The organism is Undibacterium sp. TJN25, assembly GCF_049339885.1.
GTDB lineage: Bacteria > Pseudomonadota > Gammaproteobacteria > Burkholderiales > Burkholderiaceae_D > Undibacterium.
Window position 1 is genome coordinate 1 of sequence record NZ_JBMPPM010000006.1, and the last position, 11228, is coordinate 11228.

9 protein-coding genes are annotated in these 11228 nt (G+C 51.1%); 8 read left to right on the forward strand and 1 reads right to left on the reverse strand.

From position 1 onward, the window contains the following. Window positions 1–466 precede the first annotated feature (466 nt). The 3 genes from ACO0LO_RS15630 to ACO0LO_RS15640 all read left to right on the forward strand — a co-directional run bounded on the left by ACO0LO_RS15630 (window position 467) and on the right by ACO0LO_RS15640 (window position 4356). Window positions 467–1699: a hypothetical protein gene (locus tag ACO0LO_RS15630; RefSeq protein ID WP_422965171.1), complete on the forward strand. Its 1233-nt coding sequence runs from the start codon at window positions 467–469 to the stop codon at window positions 1697–1699. Window positions 1700–1789: 90 nt separating this feature from the next. Next, entirely contained in the window at window positions 1790–3592 is a 1803-nt protein-coding gene (locus ACO0LO_RS15635) for a hypothetical protein (protein ID WP_422965172.1), read from the forward strand. Between the two features lie 473 nt (window positions 3593–4065). Next, window positions 4066–4356: a helix-turn-helix transcriptional regulator gene (locus ACO0LO_RS15640; RefSeq protein WP_422965173.1), complete on the forward strand. Its 291-nt coding sequence runs from the start codon at window positions 4066–4068 to the stop codon at window positions 4354–4356. Window positions 4357–4703: 347 nt separating this feature from the next. On the opposite strand, the gene ACO0LO_RS15645 is transcribed toward ACO0LO_RS15640, so the two are convergent. Continuing rightward, window positions 4704–5123 carry a hypothetical protein gene (locus ACO0LO_RS15645; RefSeq protein WP_422965174.1) on the reverse strand — a complete coding sequence of 140 codons (420 nt, stop codon included), beginning with the start codon at window positions 5121–5123 and terminating at the stop codon, window positions 4704–4706. Between the two features lie 55 nt (window positions 5124–5178). Between ACO0LO_RS15645 and ACO0LO_RS15650 the strand changes: the two genes are divergently transcribed. The 5 genes from ACO0LO_RS15650 (at window position 5179) to ACO0LO_RS15670 (ending at window position 10879) form a co-directional block, all read left to right on the forward strand. Continuing rightward, window positions 5179–6177, forward strand: a complete 999-nt coding sequence (locus tag ACO0LO_RS15650; protein WP_422965175.1) for a hypothetical protein — start codon at window positions 5179–5181, stop codon at window positions 6175–6177. Window positions 6178–6371: 194 nt separating this feature from the next. Next, window positions 6372–6665 carry a helix-turn-helix transcriptional regulator gene (locus ACO0LO_RS15655; protein ID WP_422965176.1) on the forward strand — a complete coding sequence of 98 codons (294 nt, stop codon included), beginning with the start codon at window positions 6372–6374 and terminating at the stop codon, window positions 6663–6665. Window positions 6666–6674: 9 nt separating this feature from the next. Next, a complete protein-coding gene (locus tag ACO0LO_RS15660) occupies window positions 6675–7973 on the forward strand; it encodes a hypothetical protein (protein ID WP_422965177.1) in 1299 nt (432 codons plus the stop codon). A 399-nt stretch (window positions 7974–8372) separates the two neighbouring features. After that, the gene (locus tag ACO0LO_RS15665) at window positions 8373–9614 is read left to right on the forward strand and encodes an AAA family ATPase (RefSeq protein ID WP_422965178.1); all 1242 of its coding nucleotides are present in this window, start codon (window positions 8373–8375) and stop codon (window positions 9612–9614) included. A gap of 605 nt (window positions 9615–10219) precedes the next feature. After that, window positions 10220–10879, forward strand: a complete 660-nt coding sequence (locus ACO0LO_RS15670; protein WP_422965179.1) for an inovirus Gp2 family protein — start codon at window positions 10220–10222, stop codon at window positions 10877–10879. Window positions 10880–11228: the final 349 nt, after the last annotated feature.

Below are 11228 nucleotides of genomic sequence, written 5' to 3' on the forward strand. Positions count from 1 at the left end.
GTCCTCTAACTGACATGGTGTCGCTCCTCTTGTGAAGGCTCGACAAGCGTATCACTTCATCTTGCTACCTTGGTCCAGCCCGAGGGGTTCAGTCCAAAAGTGGGTCAGTTTTCAGTGCAAATCAACATGGGTCAATTTGCATGCAAATTGACCCATGTATATACCCTTTACATAATAGGCGCCGTTCATTCTGGCGAAAAGGTTTGCACCACGGTGCTTCGGATTCTAATGCAATTTCTAGAAGAATTTCAATGCAAGTATCCACGACATTGATGACCCTCTGCAAATCTCCAGGGACGTCAGTCAGCCTGCGAAATGGTGAAGCATCTTGTTCAACGTTACGCTGGGTGCCCGCGTCGCTTCGGATCCGCTTGTATACATAAACATACAAGCGCACGATGTTAGTTTAAAAAGTTGGCAAATGTGCTATCTTCTGGAGACTCCACCCTGATGGGCTTGAAGAGAAATGAGCGAACAAGAATCCTTTCCAGACAGTAGCTTCAAGGCACAGGTCGACAAAGTAATCGCCGTCCAGGATTATTCGCCTCTTAGGAGCTGCGTCCGACTGATCGGGATCTCGGACAAGAGCTTTAGTAACAAACTATTCAACACTGACGGGGGTTGCCAGACCTACGTCATCGATTTAAGTTGGACCGATCTTCTGCCGCGTCTACTACTCGATCCGCGGGCGTGGATGAGTTTTTCATTGCGGAGGAGGCCCCTTGAAATGCTGGAAGACGTTCCTCCTGATATATGGCTGGATATCCAGTTCACGAAGGAAATTGGAGAGACCAGCAGCTATGCCTACGAGGCGTTTGCCGACTCGGAACCGACCTACCTAAGCATCAAGAGCGTCCGCTTTATAGTAGGACCTAGGGTGGAACCCATTGCATTTGGGACTGCCAAGCCGATTCAAGCCTCGACCGGCAGTGCGGCGGCGCGCTTGACAGCCTTCCACGTTGGGCAGGGAATGTGCTCACTCATGGAAGACGGCAATGACGGCTACCTGCTCGACGCGGGCGCTGGTACTCCTGTACGGCGTCCGATCTACAGGGCAGGGGTGAAAAATAGTGGCGGGCCATTTCAAAACGATCTGTTGCCGCTCATAGGAGCATTGTCCCTTAATGCGATCGTCTCCCACCCCGACTCTGATCATTGGCGGTTGCTGGATTGGGACAGCACCATTCTAAGTAAGCTAACTTCAGTGTATTTGCCAGCGGGGCAACCGGCCCTTGCATTTAGCTCTCCCGCAATAAAGAAGAAAGTCATCGGTATAGGCGACTCGAATTTCTCGTTTAGCGGAGGCGATTCACTGGAGGTGCGGCGCAGCCAGCCAAAGGTTTCTGATAAAAATGGGGAATGCCTGGTTTGTGTTGCATATTGCGGGGGGAAGAAAGCACTCATGCCTGGTGATTATGTTTACGATCGAATGGCCGTGGACTTCAATGCTAATATCCAAGCCATGAGGATTGGGTTCTTCGATGCAGTCGTCGTTCCCCATCATGGCGACCGTGCCAGCGCTTCCGCTATAGTTTCACCCAGAAATCCAAATCTGTCCGTGGCTTTTTTTTCGGCCGGTACGCACAGTGGTTATGGCCACCCCACAACTGCATCGCTCAATGCCCACCGCGCGAAGAATTTTGATATCGTCGACAACCACTGGTACGACGACATCATCGCAAAGCACCTCCTACCTTGATGGAAATTTACCACCCTTGAAAGGTCGCACGTGAATAGATCTACGATCGGAGCAGGCCGGTTAGCCTGTGACCTGATAATGAAGGGTGGGGTGACCAGTGGCATCGTGTATCCACTGGCCATATGCGAACTGGCCAAAGCCTACGAATTCAAGAACATCGGAGGAACGTCGGCAGGTGCGATTGCGGCGTCCGCTGCTGCAGCTGCCGAATATGGCCGCGGCAGTCATCTGCGCAATCCGGATTCGTTCGAGGACCTGGCGAAATTACCGGCGTGGCTTGGAGAAAAAGGCCGACTACTCGGGATGTTCAAACCGGACGCCGAATTCGCGCCGCTGGTTGAAATCATTTTTCCCTTGTTATCCAAGGACAACATTTTCCTCAAGGCTGCCGATTTCATTTGCGCCGTGCTCGCAAATTTCGGCGCGCAGTTGATCATACTTATTGCTTTGTTTTCCCAGGTACACAGGTTTTTTCCAGAGGATCTCCCGGCTACGGCCAAATGGCTAGTGCTGTTGATGGAATGTCTCTGCCTTGCCATGGTTTTTTTTGTGCTAGTCGGCATGGAAATCATACAACTGATTAAGCTGCTTCCGGCGAATGGCTATGGAATTTGCAGTGGCTTTGTCCCTGGCATTCCAGGATCCAGCATGGAAGGTCCGCTGACGAATTGGCTGACCCACTATTTAAACGACCTTGCGGGAAAGCCATTGTCCGAAGGGCCGCTCACTTTTGGTGACTTATACGGAGTGCGGGAGCCCGGCATTGATCAGGGAGCAAGTGGCAAGAATCCAGGGGTAATCAACCTGGAAATGATATCGACAGCGCTTAATCTGGGGCGGCCGTACCGCCTCCCTTTCCAGGCGCCTAATGCCCACACTTTTTACTTTTCTCTAGAGGAGTTTTCTAAGCTTTTCCCCCGGGAGGTTGTCGATCACATGGTGCGCCACGCTTACAAGTCCAAAAGTCCCTTGCCGACTACGCTCGATAAGCTAAAACTATATGGCTTTCCCGAGGCGGAAAACCTCCCGGTAATCGTTGCGACCAGGATGAGCTTGAGCTTTCCGCTCCTGCTGTCGGCCGTTCCGTTGCATGCTGTGGACCGTACCCTCGAGGAAAACCAGGGCGTGGATGGAGCGGCATGTCGAGCCGAGCGCTGCTGGTTCTCTGATGGCGGTATCTCCAGCAACTTCCCGATCCAGTTCTTCGATGTCCCGATCCCAATGTGGCCGACCTTTGCCATCAATCTGAAGCAATTTCATCCCGACTATCAAAACGAAGAAGATGCGGTATGGATGCCAACAAAAGCCAATTCGGGTTGGCAAGTGAGTTGGACCAGGTTCACGCATACTGGAATCAGCGGCATGGGCGAGTTCCTGGGGGCCGTTGTCAGTTCAATGCAAAACTGGCAGGACAATACGCAACTGAGTCTTCCCGGGTATCGTGACCGCGTTGTCCATGTGAGCCTGCACGACGACGAGGGCGGGCTGAACTTGCAGATGCCGCCGGGAAAAATCGACATCTTGTCCAGACGAGGCAAAAAAGCTGGCGAGATGCTGGTCCAGAGATTCGGGACAAGTCCCTATACCGCCTGGAACGAACATCAATGGATAAGGTTCAGGTCTTGCATGAGCGTGACAGTGAATTGGGTCAATGCAGTCAATGACGGATATGATTCGGCGACATCGAGTGGCGAATCAATGAAAAACATCTTGGCGCGGCCGGAAGGCCCCGCATTGAAATCCTACCAATTGAAAGCAAACAAACTTAAGAATGCCCAAGCGTACATGAATCAATTTTTCACACTTTCAACACAATGGCGGGAGCAAGGCGCAGGTTTTCAGAGCAAGGCGCCTGCGCCAAGCCCGGAATTGCGCATCAAGCCGAGGATCTAGGCAAGCAATAAGTTTTGTGAATACATCATTTTTTCGCTTCAGATACATGATGACCGTTTATCAATTCCGGATTTGTCTTGAGCATGTCCATGACCAGCGAGAAATCATCGTTTGACGAGAATACAAGACGTCCTGCCACGTCTACTTGTAACGAACTGAACCCCCACATTGTCGATGCTCTATTAAAAGGGTTTGCCTGTTAGCAGTGATTCGAGCCAAGATCTGTCCCCCTGAATTTCCCACTTCACCGCCAAAACCTCCCTAGAACTTAGTTCCCACACCTGAAAGAACCAAGTTTCCATCCCGAAGAACTAAGTTTTAACCTGTGCCCAGGGACGCCGCGTGGCAAAAACACGCCCAAATAAATATTTTGCTAGGCATAATTTTTTATGCTGGGCACAAGCCCAGTATCTTTCGACAAATACCCTTACGGTTCAACCATCGCATCCCGCGACAACTATGAGGAGAGTCCAATGCTAGAAAACCCAACCCCCAATCTGAAAATCCTGCGCCTTAAACAATTGCAGATGCGTATCCAGCAGAGCCGCTCAACGATATACGACCGGCTGAATCCGAAGTCGCCGAGATTTGACAGCAAATTTCCGCGCCCAATCAAATTATCCGCTTTGTCGATTGGATGGATTGTGGCCGAGACCGATGAATGGCTAATCGGTAGGATTGCCGTTAGTCGCAGCGGTGGACGGCCTGCACATGCGAAGAGAGTCACTCAGATTTGCGCAATAACTTTACAAACCACGGGATAAATCACACGCGCAGAAATCACGATATGTGATCGTTTCGCAGAGAAAATACGGCAGTTTAGCCAAAGATGGCAGATGTCTTGTTTGTCTATTTGATACTGGCCTCGGGTTTGAGTGCCGATTTGGCCTTGTAGATCATCGGTCAATATCGCAATCAAGTTCTTCCGGGTAGTAAAGTGCGTCGGCATTGCCTGCGCCACGACTATGCCGCCGAGCACCTAGCCTGACGATTGCTGGGAAACAGACTGTCGTTTATCCTAAACCTGGCAGACAACGGGATTCCGTAGGACAGTGTAACTTCATCGAATTGATCCGAGCTTAAAATGATTGTCCCGAAGTGTCGGATTTTGTCAGGGCAACGGCCAATTAATTTGCTGCTTGCTGGGATCGGAAATTTCGTCGTCCACGACCCGTTTAGCGACCGCAATGGCATTCAGTTCGGCTTCTGCACGCGTGTCGACCGGCGAGACAGTGCTTGCTTTGAGCAACGGCACATCATTTTGTAAAATGACGAAAGCACATTTCCATGCCCTGCTGATCAACTGGATTCCGGTCGCGCAAATGGTGTAGCCAGCATGTTCAAGACGGATTTCAGTATTCATGCGCGCCCACCAATGCCAGTTGCGGATTCTGCAGTATAGTAATGAGCACTTGATTCTGCAGTGAAAAAAGCAGAGTATATGCGCGCTGCGAGTACCTTGGAAAATGGAATCGAAAAAGCTCGATTTCTTCGCTGAAGCGATCAAAAAGCTGCGGGTATTGAGTGCCATCTATATTTCGTGTCCCAGAACTTGGGGCGCTGGAACACAACCTGTCGAGGTGTAAGTGAAAGCTCAAATACAGTTGCCTGATGAACTATTGATCGATTATTTGTTTTTTTGCAAGGCGATCGCTCAAGCTATATGTCCGGCAAGAGAACTAGAACTAAAAGGTGTTGATTGTATTACGGGTAAACGGGTAACGAACAACTTCACGCGGCCCGTACCCGGGCGTGGGGATGAGAAGTGGCCAGTTACAGCGGCTTGGCAGTGTGTGCTGCTATCCGATGATGGCCGCACGCTCGATCAACGTCGCATGGATCAACTGGATGCCCCTGCATCGTCTACGCCGCTTCTCCCATTTGGTGGCGAGTTGCGCCACAATGTGTTCGAACTTACGTTGCCGTACAAACTTAGCGACAAGGAACGTCAGATGATGGAAAAGCTACTGGCGGACTTACCTGCGTTACGTTATCCGATGTCGGAAGATGAGGTTGCGACCTTTATGCGTGCCTACTTTGACCTTCCGAATCGGCCTTACTGGGAGCCTATTCTGGTCACAGCCGCGACGATCGAGCAGCGCCAGGTGGAGCAGGACGCAATCATGCTACGTCATCAGAAAGCGCTTCAGGATGAACTCACGCGCGGGCGAATCGTAGCAGTCGACTCTAATCACGTTCCGGTCGCAAGGTTTGCTTTTGGCGCCTTTTTACCGAGAGACCAAGCGATTGCATATTTGGACCAATGCGGGATTTTGCATTGTGATAAGCCAGTGGACAATCACCGCGTTGCGGAATCCCAGACTCCAGCAATTCATCCGGAACCGCTTAAGGGCGAGCAGGGGGCCGTAAGTAAACTAAGGCTCAGCGATAAGCAACGGCATGAAATCGTCACCCTCCACAATGAATTGAAACGTAAGGGGGTTAAAGACTTCTGCAAGCAAGTCGTGGAGAAATTTGGTGTTAGCGACAGCTATGTCCGAAGATTGGTAAGACAGGCCCCGACCAAACAGAATGCAGATCATCACATCGTCAAAGTGTGGGGTACACATAAGAAGCGGAAATAGTTCCGCCCTGGGTTCCGCCCAGTTCCACTCTAGACGCCTGTAAGCCCTATTAGATCAGGGCAAACAAGATCCTCCAACAATTCCTTGCGCGGAACAGCGGTTCCGCCTCGACTATCCGTCACTTACGGCGCAAGCCGGACCACGGTGGGCGACGACAGATAAATCGTCCGCCACAATCAGTGATGGAGAAAGTTATGAATAACCTGAAGCAGACGGCCGCTCTGCACCAATCCAACGCAAGCTGTCTTAATGTCGCGGAAACCGCCAATTTGATGGCCCGTCAGTTAGGCCAGGCGCTTCGCATCCTGCGAATGAAGCAACTGGTCGAGCGCACGGGGCTGTCACGCGCCACGCTGTACGTTTTAATTTCGACGGATCCGACCTTCCCGAAGAAAATCAAGCTGACGGAGCGTACAGTCGGATTTCTTGAATCGGATGTCGATGCCTGGATCGTGACACGTGCCCAATCGCGCTTTGCCGCGCAATAAGGGGGTGCTATGAAACAGATATTTTTAACTCATGCGCCCTCACTTGCCCATACAGTTGACGATTCGACGCATCTCCATTTTGATGGTCTGATTGGATCGAGAAAATTTGCGTTGGCGGTTGCTATGGGGGCTACTTTGGCGTCGCTCAGCATAGCCATGTATGCCGGCTGGCAATCTGGCAGCCTGCTCATTGAACGCCTCATGCGTATGGCCCTTGTCGGTATTGCTGTTTTGGTTGTGCATTGGCTGCCGTTGGCCTGGTCCACATTTCGCCGCATCTCGCAGGTTTGTGCTTTCGCGTTGTGGATTGTCGCTACCGCAGTCGTTTTGTTCGGACAGGCGACGTTCTTCATGAACTCGCAGCGCCATGCCGGCGATCTGCGTGCAGCAACGATCCCAGAGCCCGCCGTGCCGACAAATATCGCCCTTCACCCTGGGCGCTCTCGGGCAGAAATTGCAAGAGAGTCAGCAAAAGTCAGTGCCGACCTGGCCCGTGCGCAGGGGCAACCCTGCGCCGGCGATTGCCTGACGCTGAAGGTGCGTCAGGTTCGCTTGGCTTCAGAAATCGCGGCATTGGGTGTCGAAGCTGACGAGGCAAAGCGTCGCGAAGTCGAAGAAGACCGGCGCAACGAACGGGCCGACCGAAGTGAAGCGTTGCGCGCGGCCTTGCGTGCTGATCCTGTCGCGTTCTCGGTCGCATCATGGCTTGGAACGACAGAACGCCGCCTTGAATTGATCATCGGATTCGCTTCTGCGGTCGCACTCGAAGGTGCGGCCATCCTGGGCTGGACATTCGTAGCAGTCTTTTTGGGTCGTGATGCTGGTCGCAGCGTGACCGTACCCGACTATGCGCACGGGACGCCTGAATCTGACCCTGCAGCGGAGGTTGAGTCCGGCCGTACGGTTATGTCCGACTGTAACCTCGCCAAGCCGGATCGTACGGGCAGTCGCGAAACGATCGCATCCAGCCACGAGGCGACTGCGCGGGAACGTGAAGGGCTTGCGCCGGGTCGGACGAGTACCGTCGGCGAGAGCGCCGGTAGTCTAGTCACGTCCGAAGACAATCTTCTGCTCAAAAAAATCCATGAGGCTGTCGTGGCAGAGCAACTCAAGCCGACGCAGGAAGCCCTCCGTAAGTTTCTTCGATGTGGGCAGCTGAAAGCCGGCAGCCTGGCTCGTCAGTACCGCGCTCGTTTCGGCGGCATGCGCGGACAAGATGGTCGCATTGAAAACATCAGAGAAGCGTTGCTAGACGGTGCGGTTTTCCGGGTCTCGCCGGACATGGCGCACATGCAGAAAGGGGGCTAGTTACCGGTACCGAGGGTGGCGGTGCCGGCCATGGCAGACGGGTAAGGAAGATCAAATTTTTCCGTCGGTCTAATTGTTGGGGGCATTTTGACCAAAACAACTCACTAAAGCGCTCGTAGACAAGTCACTAACCCATTTCTAGGTCGCGATCGCTTGGCGGATCAATTAATCATAAATATCAATCGGTTGAAGCGCATGGTGACAACTAACTAACTAAACAAAGAAAAATTAAATTCTAAAACTATCGTGTTTGGCGCCCGGATCTTGGAGGTTTGCGATGATTTTTTTTATTGAGTTGCTTAGTGGTTTTTGTAATCGCTTGCTGTAAATGCATTGCCAACCAAAAGTCAGACGCAGCGCATCGAACTGATCTGGTTTTGTAATTTTAAGGAATATAGAATGTCGAAACAGAATAAATTTGGCAATAAGGAAAATCCGCGGGAAGCTTTGCCGTTGCGCTACGATGATCAACGGCAGGGGCGCTCCCACTCGTTTTCGAAGTGGAATGACCAGCAGTATATCGCCCAGTCGAAGGCAGTAGATCGGATGCGCGAATGCAATAAGTTGGACGTGCAGACTGCATCAGATGTCACATCGGTACCCAAAAAGTGGGTTTATCTGGATTGGCTGCTAGAGGGTGAGTTGACGGCTCTCGCTGGCCCACCTGGATCTGGAAAAACCACCTTTGTATGTGCACTAGCGGCAGGCGTTACCATTGGGAAGCGCTACTCACTTCACCCAGAATTAAGACCCAGCGGATCAGGGCACGTCATCATCATTAACAGAGAAGACGACCGTGCCAAGGGCCTCAAAGCTCGCTTGCAAGCTGCTGGAGCGGATCTTGATAAGGTTCACTTCATCGGAGTCAAAGTCGCGTCCGGCGATGACTCCCCTTTTTCGTTTTCCAGTGAGCGAGATATGAATCGCCTCGAGGGATTATCCGAACAACTAAAAAATAATGTGGGGTTGTTAATTGTCGATCCCATTTATTTCGCCGTGGATGGCGATCCAAGTTCCAACCACAATGCGCGACAGGCGTATGAGCGCTTAACCGCGTTATCAAAACGTTTGAAGTGTGCAATTCTGGGAATCTCCCATACAGCTAGGAATACGCAAGGCAAGGATCTACTCGGACGAATCGCCGGCCCACCAGCGTTGCGGGAAGTGCCACGTGCCATCATGTTGCTGTCGAAAATTTCAAATGGGCCAACCGAAACTGGTGGTACCCATGTACTCACGCACGCAAAAAACAGCGAAGGGAAAATGGATGGTGGCTTCGAATATCGAATTAAGGCAGTCGAAATGTCTGGTCAGGACGGCACAATCGAAACGCCTAAATTTGTCGTTACTCGCCAACTATTTGATTCTGCTGACGATATCCTTGAACAGGCTGATCGTGGCATAACAGTTGAAAAATTGAGTAAGTCGGAGGTTGCCGTGAGGTTTTTGCGTTCGGTACTCAAGGGTGGACCAAGACCGTGGATTGAGGTCAAAGAACTTGCGCAGGACGCCGGCGTCAAAAACGGCACGCTAATGAATGCCAAGACCTTTTTGAAGATCGATACCGAAAAACGAAAGGGTGATGGTCGCTCAGTATGGCGTCTGCCCGATTTCGAGGGTTCAAGCAGTCCCGTGGATTGAGCGGCAACTGCAACTTCAATTTTTTCGGAATTATTGTTGTAAATCGATGTAGTGTCCGGCAAGGCACTGCATCTCTTATGCCGCATCGGATTCGATCTTGTCCAGATTGCCGTGATAATTCCCCAGAGTAATTGATCTCACGCGCCTGCATGCATTCAATCATTTTTCAATGCTTTTTGATTGACACTCGATCGATATCGGAGAAAATAAATTGCGGTATATGGTGGGATGCTTTATGCAGGGTTTATATATGGCTTTACTTGATGCTTTATGCATTGTTTTATATCTAAAGAATTGACTGCATTAGACATGGCGGTCTTAGCGACGATCAGTCGCCTACTGCGAAAGGATCGGCCAGGCAGCCCTGTTTCGCTCCAACGAAACCAATAACTGAGACGACATCGTCCTATTAGTCAAGCATTCGTTGAGGGTTTTATTTGTGCTCAGTACTTGATCAAATTTCCACGTAATTCCATCCTGGAACCTCTATCCCATTCAGGGATCATCATCAACGGCAATACACAATACACGACGCAGTGTTCACGAACTCAGGTAAAAAAATACTCAACACGATGATGATTTGAACCCATCACTGGAGTATTTACATGACTCGCCACGTCGACAATCCGAATCTGAACATTTATTACGAGAGCACCTACCTGGGATTACCTGTAATGTTCGAAAAGGGACCGTTCATAGGGGAATATCTTGATCGACTTTATCAAACGATGTTCCGCGCGATCCATCAATACCGACGCGTTTTCGCTTTCCGCTGTGACCTTTGTTTTCCCGAGGGTCATAATGCATATAATCTCTCGTACGAGAACGAAATCGTTGACCGTTTCATCGAATCATTCAAAGCAAAGATCAGGCACAATCGTCAAATCGCGTTTCGAGAAAACAAGTATGCACACGACACTGTCGTGCGGTATTGTTGGGCACGGGAACTTGGCGGGCGACATGGTCGCCCTCACTATCATTTTGCTTTTTTCCTGAATTTCGACGCATTTCGCACAGTTGGCAAGTTTTCCTCTGAAAGAGACAACATCTTCAACCGGCTCCAGGGAGCCTGGGCAAGCGCTTTAAGCATGCCATTTGATGCGGCGGTGGGGTTAGTCGAGATACCGAAGAATCCCTATGTCCACATTTACCGCGACGACCATGAAAGCATTGCTGCGTTCTTCCACCGGGCAAGCTACCTGTGCAAATTAGCTACCAAGGCATTCGGCAATGGCGGCCATGGATTTGGGGCAAGCAGAACTTAGCCAGAATGTTTCACATTCTTTAGAGATCGAGTCGGTATGTCCCAACAAGGCTGGATCAATACGTGAAGCCGCGGGCCAAGCATGGGGAGCGAACATTTTGGAGAGGTGATATGCCAACTCCAAGGATTAACAAAGCAGGAAGCGATTTTTTTGCTGAACCAAGAATCCATCGTGCTCGGGCTCCAATGATAGCTTGGCGCAAAATGCTGATAAGTCGCTTCCGGACAGGCCTGTGTATTTCACTAGCCCCTTAGTAGCGGTGGCGTCACGTGGTTCGGTCTGATCGTATGCGTCCTCAATTGCGTTAAGCACTTCGATGCTGATAGGACGGTTAGTCGCGAATACGAAA

Excerpts from the sequence above, each read along its gene's own strand:
- ACO0LO_RS15665 (WP_422965178.1), top strand. The coding sequence starts at position 8,373 with ATGTCGAAACAGAATAAATTTGGCAATAAGGAAAATCCGCGGGAAGCT.
- ACO0LO_RS15640 (WP_422965173.1), top strand. The coding sequence starts at position 4,066 with ATGCTAGAAAACCCAACCCCCAATCTGAAAATCCTGCGCCTTAAACAA.
- ACO0LO_RS15645 (WP_422965174.1), bottom strand. The coding sequence starts at position 5,123 with ATGGCACTCAATACCCGCAGCTTTTTGATCGCTTCAGCGAAGAAATCG.
- ACO0LO_RS15670 (WP_422965179.1), top strand. The coding sequence starts at position 10,220 with ATGACTCGCCACGTCGACAATCCGAATCTGAACATTTATTACGAGAGC.
- ACO0LO_RS15655 (WP_422965176.1), top strand. The coding sequence starts at position 6,372 with ATGAATAACCTGAAGCAGACGGCCGCTCTGCACCAATCCAACGCAAGC.
- ACO0LO_RS15630 (WP_422965171.1), top strand. The coding sequence starts at position 467 with ATGAGCGAACAAGAATCCTTTCCAGACAGTAGCTTCAAGGCACAGGTC.
- ACO0LO_RS15660 (WP_422965177.1), top strand. The coding sequence starts at position 6,675 with ATGAAACAGATATTTTTAACTCATGCGCCCTCACTTGCCCATACAGTT.